The 16,659-nt window shown below is 60.8% G+C and carries 11 protein-coding genes; 8 read left to right on the top strand and 3 right to left on the bottom strand.

The genetic code is table 11. The annotated features are described in order from the left end of the window. Positions 1-153: 153 nt before the first annotated feature. From HRQ64_RS02185 to HRQ64_RS02170, 4 genes are all read left to right on the top strand, one after another. Positions 154-1,701 (top strand): ABC transporter substrate-binding protein, encoded by a 1,548-nt coding sequence (locus tag HRQ64_RS02185; protein WP_172121834.1) that lies wholly within the window; start codon positions 154-156, stop codon positions 1,699-1,701. 311 nt (positions 1,702-2,012) lie between these two features. Beyond that, entirely contained in the window at positions 2,013-2,744 is a 732-nt protein-coding gene (locus HRQ64_RS02180; protein ID WP_248305378.1) for an amino acid ABC transporter substrate-binding protein, read from the top strand. Between the two features lie 71 nt (positions 2,745-2,815). Continuing rightward, the gene (locus tag HRQ64_RS02175) at positions 2,816-3,496 is read left to right on the top strand and encodes an amino acid ABC transporter permease (RefSeq protein ID WP_172121833.1); all 681 of its coding nucleotides are present in this window, start codon (positions 2,816-2,818) and stop codon (positions 3,494-3,496) included. Then, complete coding sequence (locus HRQ64_RS02170) at positions 3,493-4,260, top strand: amino acid ABC transporter ATP-binding protein (RefSeq protein WP_172121832.1); 768 nt, start codon at positions 3,493-3,495, stop codon at positions 4,258-4,260. Before HRQ64_RS02175 ends, HRQ64_RS02170 begins: the two co-directional genes overlap by 4 nt. Before the next feature lie 13 nt (positions 4,261-4,273). Here HRQ64_RS02170 and glgB read toward each other — a convergent pair whose 3' ends face one another. From glgB to HRQ64_RS02155, 3 genes are read right to left on the bottom strand one after another with little or no spacing between them, the layout of a single operon-like run. Then, entirely contained in the window at positions 4,274-6,493 is a 2,220-nt protein-coding gene (gene glgB, locus HRQ64_RS02165; protein WP_172121831.1) for a 1,4-alpha-glucan branching protein GlgB, read from the bottom strand. 16 nt (positions 6,494-6,509) lie between these two features. Further along, positions 6,510-8,069: a putative maltokinase gene (locus HRQ64_RS02160; protein ID WP_172121830.1), complete on the bottom strand. Its 1,560-nt coding sequence runs from the start codon at positions 8,067-8,069 to the stop codon at positions 6,510-6,512. After that, positions 8,066-10,132 (bottom strand): alpha-1,4-glucan--maltose-1-phosphate maltosyltransferase, encoded by a 2,067-nt coding sequence (locus tag HRQ64_RS02155; RefSeq protein ID WP_172121829.1) that lies wholly within the window; start codon positions 10,130-10,132, stop codon positions 8,066-8,068. Before HRQ64_RS02155 ends, HRQ64_RS02160 begins: the two co-directional genes overlap by 4 nt. Positions 10,133-10,372: 240 nt before the next feature. Between HRQ64_RS02155 and malQ the strand changes: the two genes are divergently transcribed. The 4 genes from malQ to HRQ64_RS02135 all read left to right on the top strand — a co-directional run bounded on the left by malQ (position 10,373) and on the right by HRQ64_RS02135 (position 16,495). After that, positions 10,373-12,508 (top strand): 4-alpha-glucanotransferase, encoded by a 2,136-nt coding sequence (malQ, locus tag HRQ64_RS02150; RefSeq protein WP_172121828.1) that lies wholly within the window; start codon positions 10,373-10,375, stop codon positions 12,506-12,508. Between the two features lie 110 nt (positions 12,509-12,618). Continuing rightward, entirely contained in the window at positions 12,619-14,685 is a 2,067-nt protein-coding gene (treS, locus tag HRQ64_RS02145; RefSeq protein ID WP_172121827.1) for a maltose alpha-D-glucosyltransferase, read from the top strand. A 123-nt stretch (positions 14,686-14,808) separates the two neighbouring features. After that, positions 14,809-15,966, top strand: a complete 1,158-nt coding sequence (locus tag HRQ64_RS02140; protein ID WP_127751608.1) for a zinc-dependent alcohol dehydrogenase — start codon at positions 14,809-14,811, stop codon at positions 15,964-15,966. Then, positions 15,956-16,495: a hypothetical protein gene (locus HRQ64_RS02135; protein ID WP_172121826.1), complete on the top strand. Its 540-nt coding sequence runs from the start codon at positions 15,956-15,958 to the stop codon at positions 16,493-16,495. Before HRQ64_RS02140 ends, HRQ64_RS02135 begins: the two co-directional genes overlap by 11 nt. Positions 16,496-16,659: the final 164 nt, after the last annotated feature.

Here is a 16,659-nt window from a genome sequence, read left to right as displayed (position 1 = left end):
ACTCCTGCCTCCCTTGACAGCAAGGCAATGGCGCCCTCTGTATATCTATATCTTGTAATACAGTCTACAATTATGCAGATCCTGCCTGCTGGCATGCTCAGCAAGTATCCAAGCTAAAGGAACGCCTCTCCTCCTCCTCTGAAAGGACTTTGCATGCGTAAAACGGTTAGCCTATGCGCCCTCGCCTTGGCTGCGACTTGCCTGCCTGCCTTTGCTCAGCAAGACCCCGATACCCTGGTGGTCGCACAGTCCGTCGATGTGGAATCGCTTGAGCCCGACATGCTCAACCAATCGGCCTCGCTCAATGTGGCCACGGCGCTATGGGGCACATTGCTCAGCATCACCCGCGAAGGTGAGATCGTACCTAATTTAGCAGAAAGCTATGAGTGGAACGAAGCGGGCAATGAACTCAGCTTCAAGATCCGACCAGGCCTCAAATGCGAGGACGGGGAAACGCTTGACGCCGAGGACGTGGCCTATTCCTTTACCCGCGCGGCTGATCCGGCCAACAAGTTCATCGGCCATACGCCCGGCTTTGTTTATTCCTCGATCGGCTATGTGGGTGCGCGCGCCGAAGACGCGACCACTGCCGTGTTGCAGGTCAAGGGCTACTCCTCAACCGTACCCGGCATGGCTGCCCGCATCCTAATTCACTGCAAGGACAGCTACGAGAAAATGAGCGTGGAGGAAGCGGCCGGTTCCCCCGTCGCCTCAGGTCCCTACAAGCTCGTGGAATGGGTGCGCGCCGACCGCGTCGTGCTCACCCGCAACGAAAACTGGACCCTGAGTGAAGTGCCGTTTGAAAACGTGGTGTTCCGCGTCATTCCCGAATCCAGCACCCGCACCGCCGAGCTCCTGGCCGGACAGGTCGACATCGCGGTCAACATCCCGCCTGACCAGATGGAAACCGTCAACAATTCAGGCCAGGCGCAGGTGGTCTCGGTGGCCGGCACCCGCCGCATGTTCGCGGGCTTCAATTTCTCGGGCGCTTTCGATGGCACCCCCGTAGGGGAAGCCTTCAAGAAGGTGGAAGTGCGCCGCGCGCTCAACATGGCGGTGGATGTTCCCACCATCTGCAAGCAATTGCTCAGCACCGATTGCGTGCGGGCCAATGGGCCGGCCAATCTGGGCAATCCTCAGGTCGAGCCCTATCCCTATGACCCCGACCAAGCCGAAGCCATGCTCGATGCCGCCGGCTATCCGCGTGGCGAGGATGGAGTGCGCTTCACCGTCCAGATGCAGGGCCCGCAGGGTCGCTATCTGCAGGATGGCCAGGTGCAGCAGGCTCTGGCGCAGTATCTCAGCGATGTAGGTGTCGAAACCACCAATGACCTGATGGACATGACGATATTCTCGCCCATGGCGCGCGAGCACCGCGCGGGTCCCATGTTCTTCATTGGTCAGGGCGGCGCAACCTGGAGTGCCATCTACGACATGTCGCTTTTCCCCTCGCGCGATGCTCCGGTCAATACCGGCAACTGGTTCAACCAGGAGTGGCAAACACGTTGGGACAGCCTGTCGGGTCTACGTGACCCGGTCGAGGAACGTCGCATCGTCGACGAGATGCTCAAGATCTTCCATGACGATGCGCCTTGGATCTTTATGTACTTCCAGCCTGACTTCTATGGCGTGTCCAATCGCATCGACTGGCAGCCGCGTCGAGACGAGGCTCTCGATGTCTGGACTGCCAGCCTCAAGTAAGCTCTTCGCTTAGGAGCCGAAGCGGGCGTCAGGGGCGAACAAACTGACTTGCCCGCTTCACACCCCCGAGTATCGCCAGCGGGGCACATAATTGTTCTTCAGCCGCCAGCTGGAACACCGAAAAACCAGCCATGGAGCCAAGCGGAGCATGGGAGCACTCTGCGTGGCTTCGGGAAGAAAACATCCATTCAACTAGTTGAAACCGGGCGGGCTTGGGCGCAGTTTGCCTCACCAAATCCGGGCCTCAACAGGAACCGGCCAGCCAGGAGAAGAAGATGAAGCTCGCTAAAGTGCTTGTTGCTGTCGGTTTGATGGCGGTGGCCACGCCGGTATGGGCGCAGACGGACCTCGATGCGGTCAAGCAGGCGGGTGCGCTGCGCATCGGCACCGAAGGCACCTATGCCCCCTTCACCTTCCATGACGCGAGCGGGGAACTGGTGGGCTTTGATGTCGAGATCGGCCGGGCCATCGCCGAGCATATTGGGGTCGAGCCGCAATTTGTGGAAGGTCCCTGGGACGGCCTCATCGCCGGCATCGACGCCAATCGCTATGACGTTGTCATCAACCAGGTCGGCATCAATGCCGAACGGCAGGCCAAATACGACTTCTCCGAGCCCTATATCGCCTCCAAGGCCGTGCTGGTTGTGCGCGAGGACAATACCGACATCACGAGCTTCGAGGATCTCTCCGGCAAGCGCTCGGCCCAGACGCTGACCAGCAATTTCGGTAAGCTGGCGCAGCAATATGGCGCTGAGCTGGTGCCCACCGAAGGGTTCGACCAGTCGATCGCGCTCGTGACCCAGGGCCGTGCCGATGCCACCATCAATGATAGCCTTTCCTTTTACGACTTCAAGAAGCAGCAGCCCGATGCCGAAGTGAAGATCGTCGCCGAGGCCGAAGATGCCGATTTCTCTGGCGTGCTGCTGGCCAAGAACCGGCCCGAACTGCTGGCCGCCATCAATGCGGCACTGGAGGAGATCAAGGCCGACGGCACCTATGCCGAAATTTCCCAGAAGTATTTCGGCGAAGACGTTTCCCAGTAAACTTTCTCCGATATTGTGTGAAAGGATCGGCCCGGTTCGGCCGGTCCTTTTTTGTTGACGGAAACCCCGCGATGCCGCCCTGGCTTTCCTTGATGCTGGACTCCCTGCCCTCGCTGCTTTGGGCATGCCTGCTGTTCACCATCCCGCTGACGCTGCTGTCGTTTATCTTGGGCCTGAGCCTGGGTTTTCTTGCCGCCATCGCCCGGCTGTTCGGGCCGCGCCCGGTGGTCGCACTGGTCAAATTCTATGTGTGGATCATCCGCGGCACGCCGTTGCTGGTGCAGCTGTTCCTGATTTTTTACGGCTTGCCCAGCATCGGCATCGTGCTTGATGCGTTTCCCGCCGCGTTGATCGGCTTCACCCTCAATGTCGGCGCCTATACGTCCGAGATCATCCGGGCCGTCCTGCTGTCGGTGCCCAAGGGGCAGTGGGAAGCCGCCTATTCGATCGGCATGACCTGGCCCCAGGCCATGCGCCGCGCCATCCTGCCCCAGGCAACGCGGGTAGCCATTCCCCCGCTGTCCAACACCTTTATCTCGCTGGTGAAGGACACATCGCTGGCGGCCGCCATCACCGTGCCCGAGCTGTTCCGCGCCGGCCAGCGCATCGTCGCGACTAGCTACGAGCCGCTCATTCTTTATGTTGAGGTGGCCCTGATCTATCTTGTTGTCAGCTCGGTATTGTCGAGCCTGCAGGCCAGAGTGGAGCGACGCTTTTCCCGCTATGGCGGTTTCATCGAGGCTGGCGCGTGATCACGCTCGAAAACATCCACAAGAGCTTTGGCGATGCTGAGGTGCTCAAGGGCGTCAGCGTGGCCGTCCCCGAAGGCAGCGTTACAGCGCTGATCGGCCCGTCGGGCAGTGGCAAGAGCACATTGTTGCGCTGCGTCAATCTGCTGGAAATGCCGCAAGCGGGCGATGTCCGCATCGATGATGCCGTCATCCATTTTGGGCCTGGGATCAAGGTGGAACGCAAAGCCGTCCTGGCGCTGCGGCGCAAGACCGGCATGGTGTTCCAGAACTTCCAGCTGTTTCCCCATTTTACCGCGCTGGGAAATGTGATGGAGGGACTGCTGACCGTGCTGAAATGGCCCCCCGACCAGGCGCGTCAGCGCGGTCTCGAACTGCTCGAAAAAGTTGGCATGGCTTCAAAGGCAGATGCTTGGCCGTCCAGCCTATCGGGCGGGCAGCAGCAACGCGTTGCCATTGCCCGTGCCCTTGCGCCCACCCCGAAGGTCTTGTTGTGCGACGAGCCCACTTCCGCGCTCGATCCGCAGCTGGCAGGCGAGGTCGTGGAGGTCCTGGCTCAGTTGGCGCGGGAAGGCACGACCATGCTGATGGCCACCCATGACCTGCGCCTTGCCGCCACCATAGCCTCCAATGTGGTGTTCATCGAGGCCGGGGAGGTCGTCGAGGCAGGCCTGGCGCAACAGGTGTTCGGCAGTCCCGCCTCTGAACGGACCAAGCGCTTTGTCTCAACGCTGACGGCGCAGGCTGCCCCCATCCAGATGGTGTGACTCCCGCCGGCTCTTATGCCGGCGGATCGTTCGGCGTCAGCAGAATGGCGGCGAGCGGCGGCAAGGTGAGCCGCAGGGATGCCGGCCGGCCGTGCCAGCTGACGTCTTCAGCATTGATATGGCCGCCATTGCCGACATTGGAGCCGCCATAGACTTCTGAATCCGAGTTCAAAATCTCGCCCCAGCTTCCACCTTGCGGCACCCCCACCCGATAATCGGAGCGCACTGCCGGCGTCATGTTGCAGGCAATGACCACCGGCGGCACCCCATCGCGCCCCTTGCGCAGATAGATAAAGACGCTGCCCTCGGCATCGCTGGCGTCGATCCATTCAAACCCCTCGGGGTCGGCATCGAGCTGGTGCAGCGCCGGATGGTTGCGATAGGTATGATTGAGGTCCCGCACCAGCGACTGCACGCCCTTGTGCATGGGATCTTCGAGCAGATGCCAGTCGAGCGACTGATCGTGGTTCCACTCCCGCTCCTGGCCGAACTCGCCGCCCATGAACAGGAGCTTCTTGCCCGGGTGGGTCCACATAAAGGCAAGATAGGCGCGCAGATTGGCAAATTTCTGCCAGCGGTCGCCCGGCATTTTGCCCAGGAGTGACCCCTTGCCGTAAACGACCTCGTCGTGGCTCAACGGCAGCACGAAGTTCTCGGTATAGGCGTAGTGCAGCCCGAAGGTCATCTCACCCTGGTGATGCCGGCGATAGATGGGATCGAGCTGCATATAGTGGAGCGTATCGTGCATCCACCCCATGTTCCATTTGTAGCCAAAGCCGAGGCCCCCGTCATAAATGGGGCGGCTGACCTTGGGAAAAGCGGTGGATTCCTCGGCAATGGTCTGCGAGCCCGGGTTGAGCTCATAGGCGCGGGTATTGGTTTCCTTGAGAAAGGCGATGGCTTCGAGATTTTCGTTTCCGCCGAACTTGTTGGGAATCCATTCGCCCGCCTCGCGGGAATAATCGAGGTAAAGCATGGATGCGACCGCATCCACGCGCAGACCATCGATATGGTAGCGGTCGAGCCAGAACAAAGCACTGGCCTCAAGGAAATTGGCCACCTCGTTGCGGCCGAAATTGTAGATCAGCGTATTCCAGTCGCGATGAAAGCCCAGCCGGGGATCTTCATGCTCGTAAAGCGCGGTGCCGTCGAACCGGACGAGGCCATGGGCGTCGGACGGGAAATGTGCGGGTACCCAATCCATCAAGACGCCAATGCCGGCCGCATGCAAACGGTCCACGAAGCGCGCAAAACCTTCCGGCGTGCCAAAGCGGCTCGTGGGGGCGAACAGGCCCACAGGTTGGTACCCCCAGGATCCGCCAAATGGATGCTCGGTGACCGGCATCAGTTCAACATGGGTAAAGCCCATATCGGTCAGGTAGTCAGCGAGCTGGTCGGCAATGGCGTCGTAGTCGAGCGCCTCGCCGTCCCCTCCCGTTCGCCAGGAGCCCAGATGCATCTCGTAGATCGACATCGGGGCCGATAAATCCTGACGCCCCGCGCGGTTGCCCATCCACTCGCCGTCCTGCCAGTCATGTTCGGGCAGGCCGTGCACGACCGAAGCAGTCGCGGGTGGATGCTCCTGGTAAAAGGACAGCGGGTCGGCCTTGAGCGGCAGCCGCTCGCCATGAGCACCGATGATCTCGTATTTGTAGACGGCGCCCTTCTCCAGACCCGGGATAAACAGTTCCCAGATTCCGACGCCGATGCGCTTGCGCATGGGGTGGCGTCGCCCGTCCCAGGCGTTGAACTCACCCACGACGCTGACGCGCGAGGCATTGGGCGCCCAAACGGCGAAGGCAACCCCGTCTATCCCTTCCAGAACTGTTGGATGGGCCCCCAGTCTTTCGTAGAGGCGGAAATGGCGCCCTTCGCCCAGCAGGTATTCGTCCATCTCACCCAGGATGGGCGGGAAGCGATAGGGGTCTTCGGCTTCCCAGGCAAATTCGCCGGCCGACATGGCAAGCCGATAAGCAAAGCGTTCGTTGCGGTCCGCGATGAACCCCGAAAAGAACCCTTCAGGGTGGATGCGTTCGAGCTTGGCGACCTTCTCGCCAGTAGCGCTATCCACCACCTCAACTTGCCCGGCCTGGGGGGCAAAGACATTGACGGCAAGGGGCTCGCTATCGCCTCCCTGCATGCCCAGCGTGGCAAAGGGATTACCATGCCGCCCCCGCACGATCGCTTCGACATCGCCAGGATAGGCTGACGGCCGCGCAGTGTCTTGGTTCATCGGATTGTCCACGGGTTCAGCCTTCACTCAGGAGGTCTTGGATGCCACTGAGGGGAATTTCCACCCAGGCGGGCCGGTTCGCCAACTCGTAGCCAACCTCGTAGATAGCCTTTTGCAGCAGGAACATTTCAGTCAAAGCCTTGGCCAGGGCTGGGTCGGGCGGAAAGCTCGAGGCACCAGCCACGCTGGTTTCGTATGCCGCGACGAAGTCAGCGCTGATGCCGCGGCGCCAATCCTCGACCCGTGTCCGCACCCCATCAGGCAGGCTGCCCGTTTCGGCTTGGTAGCGGCTGAGGGCAGTCCAGGCGGCGTAATGGAACGAGCGCAGCATGCCGGCGACATCACGCAGGGGGGATGACTTTGCCCGGCGCTCGGGCAGGCTGCGCTTGGGCTCGCCTTCAAAATCGATGATCATCACGTCGCGCCCGGTCACCAGGACCTGGCCGAGATGGTAATCGCCGTGAATGCGCGAGCGCCCACCCGAGGGTGCCATCTCTGAGCCAGCCTCGATGCGCTCGATCAGCAGTTCGCGCTTGCTGAGAATCTCCTCGGCTATCGCGCGGGCCGCGCCCGGGAGGCTGGGCAGGTTCTGCTCGAGACGGTCGAGAAGATCGTGTGCTTCGGCGACCGCTTCGGCGGCCCAACCGGTAATGTCAGATCCGGCCAACTGCTCGACACGGAAATCGGCCTCGTTTGTATCCACGGCGAAGGCTTTGTGCATTTCCGCCGTGCGCTGCCCCAGGATAGCGCCGATCCAGTTGCCGTCGTCAGCCGCGCCGTCCAACAGGCTCTCGGTCAAGGCATTGGTTACCGCCGCCCAGGCGTCACCCTGGTTGGGGACATAGGCGAACACGGCGGCGAGCGTCGTTGCCTCACCCGAAGTCGGACGATGTTGGATTTCGCCCAGGAATTCAGGCGTATTGGCAAACTGTCCGACAGCGGTCAGGAACCGCGCCACTTCAACATCGGGCTGCTCACCCGAGCGCAACCGGCGGTAGAGCTTGAGGATGATGGTGTTACCAAACGCGATCGAAACATTGCTTTGCTCCGCGCCGAGCGGCCGTGGCTCGCCGACATCGCCGCTGGCCTGTAAGGTTTCGCTTGCGGAAAACACGACCTCCCCAGTTGCCGTGCTCATGATGTTCTGCTCGCGTAAGGCTTGCAGCAATGCCTTGGCAAAGCCGCCGTCAAGCGCACCATCGATCAGCACACCGGACCTGGAGTCGCTGTTGATATTAGCGAGCACCGGGGGTGCGGCCGAGCCGGCACTACCCCGGCCCAAATCGCTCCACACTGCTGAAAGCGGCAGCAGGTAGCGCTGCGTTTCTCCCCCGACGGCAACATCGGCGGCAACCAGGGCGTGAGCGCCGGGCTCGAGTTCCCCCAGCGGGGAAAGGCTGACGCCAGTGATCGTGCTATCCTTGGCGCCGAACCAACGCTGGAACGGCAGGAATGCCGGCAGGGTCACGGATTCAAGCTGTGTCTTGCCCTCGCCGGTGATGGCCGAAACCAGTTGCCCATCGGGGGAAAAGAGCGTGGGAATGGGCGAAGCCATCGGCGCTGTCGGGGCGTTCATCGCGGTGCCCCCGGCGCGATCAGACGCCAGATGGCGTATGGCTTGTAGAATGGATCAAGATGGATGTGCTGGTACTTGCCGTGCCAGGTGAAGTGATGCCCCGTTACCATGTCCTCGACCTCGATCGAGGCATCGTCGGGAAGGCCGAATTCCCATAGCGGCAACTCGAAATCGGCGCCCTGCTGGTTGTGCGGGTCAAGGCACACATGGAACAGCAGGAAGTCCGAACGGTCGGCGGTGCGCTTGCCGTAACACAGGATGTTGTCGTTCCAGGCGTTATAGAAAGCCAGGCTCGTAAACTCCTGGAGCGCCTTGTGCTCGCGGCGCAGCCGGTTGATGAAGGCAATGTCCCATTTGATGTTGTCAGGCTTGTCGAAGTCCCAGGCGCGGATCTCGTATTTCTCGGAGTTGAGATACTCCTCCTTGCCCGGAACCGGCTCGGACTCGCAGATCTCAAAACCGTTATATACGCCGTAGCTGGCCCCCAGCGTCGCGCCCAGGATCAGCCGGGTCTGGAAACCCGGCCGGCCGCTTCCCTGCAGATAGCGGGGGTTGATGTCGTGGGTGGTGGTGAAGAAATTGGGCCGCATATAATGGCGGCACTCCTCCTGGGTTAGCTCGGTGAGATATTGCTCGAGCTCCCACTTCACATTGCGCCAGGTGAAATATGAATAGCTCTGGCTGAAGCCGACCTTGGCCAGCCGCTTCATCACCTTGGGGCGGGTGAAAGCTTCCGAAAGGAAGATGACGCCTGGATCCTTGGCGCGCACCTCGGCGATAAGCCATTCCCAGAACGGGAAGGGCTTGGTGTGGGGATTGTCGACGCGAAAGATGCGGACGCCATGATCCACCCAAAGCAGCACGATGTCGCGCAGCTCATGCCAGAGGCTTGGAATCGCATCGCGATAGAAGTGGACGTTGACGATGTCCTCGTACTTCTTGGGCGGGTTCTCGGCATATTTGATCGAGCCGTCCGGACGCCAGTCGAACCATTCGGGATGCGACTTGATCCAGGGGTGATCGGGGGAACACTGGATGGCGAAATCGAGCGCGATCTCAAGATCATACTCGGCGGCAGCTGCAACCAGCCGGTCGAAATCCTCGAACGTGCCAAGCTTGGGCTCGATTGCCTCATGACCGCCATCCGCCGATCCAATGGCATAGGGGCTGCCGGGGTCCTCGACGGTCGCACTCAGGCTATTGTTCTTGCCCTTCTTGTTGGTTTGCCCGATCGGGTGGATGGGCGGGAAGTACAGCACGTCAAAGCCCAGATCGCGGATATAGGGTAGCCGCGCGATCACATCGTCAAAGGTACCGTGCCGGTCCGGACTGCCCGACTGCGAGCGCGGAAAGAGCTCATACCAAGCGCCGAACGCAGCGACCTTGCGATCAACGAAGATCTCGAGCACGCGCTCATACTGGCTGAAATTGGTTCGCGCAGCGGCGCGCTGCATCACGTCGGCCACAGCATCGGAACTCAATAGCGCCAGGCGCTCGGGATTGTTCTGCAGCGCTGTGTATGCCACCAACACGCCGGACAGTTCCCGCCTTTCAGCATCGCTGGCCCGGTCTGAGCGCTGTGCGACATCGAGCAGGCGACGCCCCTCCTCAAGTTCCAGGCTGACATCAATGCCCGCAGCGTGCTTTTTGGCGATCTCCTTGCGCCAGCTGCCATAAAGGTCCCGCCAGCCGGCAAGGGTGAACTCGTACAACCGGTTCTCGGGAAAGGCGATCGTCGTGCGCCAGCGGTCGTTCTCGACGAACTCCATGGGCTGTTCAAACCAGGCTTCGGTTCCCGCCGGGCGATACAGCAGGGCCGCGTCGATCGTGTCATGACCATCGCTGAAAATATCAGCCTCGATCACCACCTCTTCGCCCACCACGCTCTTGGCGGGGAAACGGCCGCCATCAATCTCGGGCACGATCCCTTCGATGGCTACCCGGTTGGCAGCCAGCCGGAACAATTCCTGATCGCCGGCATCCACCTGTCGGGGAGCGCTCACCGGCTGAGCGGTTGCCACTCGAGCCTTGCTGGGCTTAGCCTTTTTATTGTCGAGCAGCATGATGTCCCCACTTCCGGCATGATTGCGGACCAAATGCTTCAATCTGTGGTTTAGTTTCGCTTTCTTGTCAGAAGTTTAGTGACGCCTACGGCAAAACCCGCTGACCGCGGGTGGACCCGGACCTAACCACTGCAGGTGGTCGGTGAGGAACAAACGCGCCGCTGGCAGATTGCCGTAGCCGTAGAGGACGCTAGGTAGTTTGTTGCTGCCCGACGTCCTGTACGTCGATGAGGAGAACCGATGTCCAACGACCATCACGAAGCGCGGTCTGCGCTGGAACAACTCGCACAGCGTTACGGCATCGGGGTGCAATTCGAGGACGCGCTAGGGCGCCACATATCGGTATCCGCGGCAACAATTCAGCTTCTGCTCGCGAGCATGGGCGTTTCAGTCGCCGATGAGGCTGAAGCCCAGACCGCACTTGAGCAATTCGATCACGAAGCCGCCGCACGCCCCCTCCCCGCCAGCATTGTCGTAACGCCGCAAGACGGCGTGTGCGCGCTCGAGGTCAAGCTCCCGGCCGGCACTGACCAGCTCGCTTGGCAAGTCGTGCTGGAGGACGGGAAGGAGATCAGCGGCGTCGCCGATTCCTTCGCTGCTTCGCGCCAGGGCAAGGTCAGCTTGCGCATTCCCGACCTGCCATTCGGATACCACCGCTTGCAACTTCCAGAAATAAGTGCGGAGGCAAACCTCATCGTCAGCCCCGGTCGCTGCTGGTTGCCCCCAAAAACGGCGACGGGTTATTGGGGTATTGCTGTGCAGCTTTATCTGCTGCGTTCAGCCGCAAACTGGGGCATCGGCGATTTTTCAGACTTGCAAGAGCTGATCAAGGTCGCTGGACCTCGCGGTTGTGCCGTGATCGGGCTCAACCCCCTGCACCAGATGTTCTTGGACGATCCTGAAGCTGCAAGCCCTTATTCACCCGCAACGCGGCTTTATCTGAACCCCCTTTATATCGACGTGCTGGCGGTGCCTGAGTTCGGCCAGTCCGAAGCGGCGCAAACCTTGGTGGAATCGGCCGATTTCCAGCGGCGCCTGGGCGACTGCCGCGCCACAAAGCTGGTCGATTACACTGCAGTAACCGCGCTTAAGCTCGAGGCACTGCAGCTCGTCTTTGAGAGCTTCACGAAAGCAGGCAGTGCCGAGCGCAAAAACGCGATGGGCGCCTTCCGCGCAGAAAAGGGCGAAAGCCTTGAACGCGTAGCCTTGTTTCAGGTCATGCGACAACATTTTGCCAGCGAGAACCCGTCGCAAGCCAGCTGGCAGGACTGGCCGACCGACATGCAGATCGCCGGCTCGCCAGCACAAATGCAGTTCGCACGCGAGCACGAGGCTGAATTGGACTTCCAGATCTATCTCCAGTTCCTCGCCGATGAACAGCTAGCGAGGGCAGCCGAGGAAGCCCGCCGGCAGGGCATGGCTATCGGCCTTTATCGAGACCTGGCGGTGGGATGTGATCGCTCCGGTGCGGAAACCTGGGCAAATCCGCCCGCCTTCCTGCAGAGCACCTTGGTGGGCGCTCCGCCCGATATCTTCAATCCCGCCGGGCAGAATTGGGGCCTGCCGCCATTTGATCCAATTGCGCTTAAGAGCGAAGGCTATAAAAGCTTTACCGAGTTGATCCGCTCCAACATGGCCCATGCCGGCGGCCTGCGAATCGACCATGTGATGGGCCTTGCCCGTCTTTATTGCATCCCCGAGGGCAAGAGTTCAGCGGAAGGCGCTTATGTGAGCTTTCCCCTCGATGATCTGATTGGGGTTTTGGCGCTGGAATCCCAGCGGCAGCAATGCCTGGTTGTCGGGGAAGATCTCGGCACCGTGCCGCCCGGCTTCCGCGAACAACTCGCCGCTGCCAACATCTTGTCCTACCGCGTGCTGTTTTTTGAGCAGGATTTCCAAACCGGCAAGTTTGTGCCGCCGGACCAATACCCCGAACTGGCGCTGGCGGTGACCGGCAGTCACGATCTGCCGACGCTTGAGGCGTGGTGGGAAGGGAACGACATCACTTTGAAGGACAGCTTGGGGCTTTATGGAACCGAGGAGGAAACGCGCAGCCAGCAAGAAAGGCGCGACCGGGAGCGCTTAAACATCCTCGAGGCCTTCACGCAGGCTGGATTGTTCAGCCCAGCGCCGGAGATAGCTGATGTCCCAGCTAAGCTCTTTGCCCGTGAAGCTCACCAGTTTCTCGGCATGACCAAGTCGATGCTGCTGGTCACGCAACTTGATGACATGGCCGGTGACATCGCCCCGGTCAATGTGCCCGGCACCTCCACCGAGCACCCTAACTGGCGGCGAAAGTACGCGACGACCATTGAGGAACTTGCCGAGGACCCCGATGCCTGGAGCCTTGTCGAGCCGCTGAGAAGGGTAGGCTAGTGGCTTTCTGCCAGATCAAGGCAACGACGGCTTGACCGAAGCGTTCAGGCTCAGCCGACATACAGCATAACCCGCACTAGATCATTGCCCGACCAGCGAACAGGCCAGATATGGACAAACCGGATCCGCAATACATCGACTGGCTCTTAGAACAGTCCATGCTCAACAATGCCCGCAAGCTTGCCAGCCGCTATGCTGGTCAAGGGCGGTTCTGGCGCAATCCGTATGCAGAAGCGCGGCCACGCGCGGCTTCGGCGTTGGCCTCGGTCTGGTTCACCGCCTATCCCGCCGCGATCGTCACCCGCGAAGGCGAGAGCGTATTGGCGACGCTCGGCGATCCCGAGCTGTGGCGGTCGCTCGCAGCCATCGGCGTGCAAGGCGTACATACCGGCCCGATGAAGGAAGCCGGCGGCATTCGGGACGGCGTCAAGACGCCAACCGTCGACGGCAATTTCGACCGCATCAGCTTCGAGATCGATCCGCAATTTGGTACGCTCGACGAATTCGTGGCCATGAGCCGGGTGGCAGCCGCCTACAATTCCATCGTTATCGATGACATCATCCCCGCCCATACTGGCAAGGGCGCCGATTTCCGCTTGGCCGAAATGTTCTATGGGGATTATCCCGGCCTCTACCACATGGTGGAAATCCCCGAGGAAGACTGGCACCTGCTGCCCGATATTCCCGAGGGTCGCCGCGCCGCCAATATGTCCCCCTCCTGCGTCGATGCACTCAAGAGCAAGGGCTATATTGTTGGCCAGCTCCGGCGCGTGATCTTTTTCGAGCCAGGGGTCAAGGAAACCGACTGGAGCGCCACCGACGTGATCGTGGGCGTGGATGGCGTAGCGCGGCGCTGGGTTTATCTGCACTATTTCAAGGAAGGCCAGCCTTCGCTCAACTGGCTCGATCCAACCTTTGCCGCCCCACAAATGATTGTCGGGGACGCACTGCATTCACTCGATATTCTGGGTGCGCGCGGCTTGCGGCTGGATGCGAACGGCTTCCTTGGTGTGGAGGTTCAGCAGAACGAGACGGCTTGGTCCGAGGGCCATCCGCTTTCCCTTGTTGGCAACCAACTCATTGCCGGCATGGTGCGCAAAGCAGGTGGCTTTTCCTTTCAGGAGCTCAACCTGACCGTCGATGACATCGCCGAAATGTCAAAGGGAGGCGCTGATCTCAGCTACGACTTCATCACCCGCCCCGCCTACCACCACGCAGTCCTGACCGGCAGCACGGAATTTCTGCGGCTGATGCTGCGCACGGTCCATGAATTTGGCATTGATCCAGCTTCGCTGATCCACGCGCTGCAGAACCATGACGAGCTGACGCTCGAACTGGTGCATTTCTGGACCAAGCATGCCAACGACACTTATGTGTTCGAAGGCCAGACCTGGCCAGGGTCCTTGCTGCGCGAGCATCTGCGCGACACCCTTTACCTCAAGCTTACGGGCGAAGCCGCACCCTATAATCTGCGCTTTGTGGCCAATGGCGTCGCCTGCACCACTATTAGCGTGATCACCGCTGCGCTCGGCATCCGCGATCTCGGTGCGATAACGCCCGAGCAAAAGGAGCTGATCAAGCGTATCCACCTGCTGCTGGTCATGTACAACGCCTACCAACCCGGCGTTTTCGCCCTGTCGGGATGGGATTTGGTCGGCGCCCTGCCGCTTCCGGCGGAATCGGTGAGTGAACTCACCAGCGAAGGCGACACGCGTTGGATCGAGCGCGGCGCCTATGATCTGATCGACGTCAATCCGGGCGCCGAGCACTCCAGCGCGGGGCTGCCCAGGGCGCGTATGCTCTACGGTCCACTTAATCAGCAGCTGGAAGATCCAAAGTCCTTTGCCAACGAGCTCAAGCACCTGCTGGCTGTGCGCCAGGCGCATGGTCTCTTCGCGGCCAAGCAGATCGCCATTCCAGACGTGCAGAACAACAGCCTGCTCGTGATGGTGCATGAACTGCCCGATCAACGCGGGCTGCAGGTGACTGCGCTCAATTTTGGGCCAGATCGGGTCGAGGAAACCATCACCCTGGAGCATGCCCAGACCGGACCCGTGATCGACATGTTACATGGCACGATCTTTGGGGATTTGCCGGAATCGGGCGAACTCTTCATCGGTCTCGATGGCTATGAAGGCCAGTCCCTCCGCATCGTGGGAGCTGTCCCCTCGATCTAGGCACACGATTGAGTGAAAGGTGCCGACCAAGGGGAACCGGCACCTAGGTTAGCGGGTCCCTGGGAAAGGGGAACGCCGCAGGCATCCTCAGCATTCAACCCAAGCTATTGCAAGGAGATGCGCATGCTGGCGATGGATTATCGAGGGCCCTATCGGGTGCGGGCCGAGCAAAAGCCGATGCCCGAGATCCTCCATCCGGAAGATGCGATCGTGCGGGTGACGCGCTCATGCATCTGCGGCTCGGACCTGCATCTTTACCACGGCATGGTGCCCGACACCCGGATCGGCATGACCTTCGGGCATGAGTTTACCGGCATTGTTGTCGAGGTCGGCTCGGAGGTTCGCAACCTCGCCGTGGGTGACCATGTGATCGTGCCCTTCAATATTGCCTGCGGCAAATGCCACTTCTGCCAACAGGGTCTGTTTGGCAATTGCCACGAGTCCAACAGTCAGGCGACTGCCGTGGGCGGCATCTTCGGCTATTCCCACACCGCTGGTGGCTATGATGGCGGGCAGGCCGAATATGTGCGCGTTCCCTATGCCGATGTGGGGCCAACCAAGATCCCGGCCGGCATGGATCTCGATGATGCGGTGCTGCTGACCGATGTGGTGCCCACCGGCTACCAGGCCGCCGAAATGGGCGGCATCCAGCGCGGTGACACGGTGGTGGTGTTCGGGGCCGGCCCGGTTGGCATCATGGCCGCCCGGTGCGCGTGGCTGTTTGGGGCCGGACGTGTGATCGTCATTGACCATCTCGAATACCGGCTTGATTTCGCGCGCCAGTACGGTCCGGCCGAGGTCTACAATTTCCGCTCCATCGAAGATCCGGTTTATTTCCTCAAGAAGATCACCGACTCCCTCGGCGCTGACGTCTGCATCGATGCGGTGGGCGGAGACGCAGCAGGAAGTGCATTGCACACCCTGCTCGGCACCAAGCTCAAGCTTGAAGCGGGTGCCGCGACCGCGCTGCACTGGGCGATCAACTCGGTCAAAAAGGGCGGGATCGTTTCAATTGTCGGAGTTTATGGCCCAACCGGGAATTTGGTGCCGATCGGCAATGTCGTCAACAAAGGCATCACCATTCGCGCCAACCAGGCTTCGGTGAAGCGCCTCCTGCCGCGGCTGATCGAGCATGTGCAGGCCGGCCGCATCAACCCCAAAGCCCTTATCACCCACAAAGTGCCGCTCGAGGAGGTCTCCGATGCCTACCACATCTTCTCTGCCAAGCTCGATGGTTGCATCAAGCCCGTCCTCGTCCCTTCCTCAATCAATGTCGCCTGAAGCCCTGGCGGCCCAGCAGCGGATTGATCCGACCCAGGTGGTCGGCTGGGGTGTGGATGCCGACCCGGCCAACAATCCAACCTACCCGATGCGCGACATTTCCAAGGACAGCAAGGGTGGGCTGGATTGGCCACGACCAGCCTTGCAGCCAGAAACTGTCGAGGTGCTCCGTTCAACCGAGCATAATCGGCGTACCGCCGTATTTGGCACCTCTACTCCGCCCAGCGGCGTCAGTGGGGCGCTCCGTCGGCAGGCGTTCAAGAGCAGCGAAGGTAAATGGAGCCATTGGCTGATCCTGTTGGCAGCGGACCGCATCAACGTGGTTGAAGGCGTAGCGGCCGACCTGCTGGCCGGCCGAGTGCCCAATATCCCGGCGGAAATGGGCATCAAATCTGAAGTCGCCCACAACATGCCCGGCTTGATCCGCAAAGTCGCGGTTACCGGTGCGGTGTTGAGCTTGGCTTATGCCTTGGTGCGATCCCGCCAGGGTGATGGTCGTCGGCAACCTGCCCCACCCACCCCTCGCTAATCCCCCGAGCGCAAGGTGATTGCGGCGCAGATGCGCCACAGTCACCGCAAATTCAGCTCTCTCCAGTCAGCTCTCTGCTTTGCGGGTGCTGTGCCACTTGCGGCAGGATGCGCTTATCGCTCAAACTGCGCACATATGAAGGTCTGCCTTCGGCTGCAGCGCTT

Origin of the sequence: Devosia sp. 919 (assembly GCF_013185965.1) — a bacterium.
In the GTDB taxonomy this organism is placed as follows: domain Bacteria; phylum Pseudomonadota; class Alphaproteobacteria; order Rhizobiales; family Devosiaceae; genus Devosia.
This window is presented reverse-complemented; position numbering and strand designations above follow the sequence as displayed.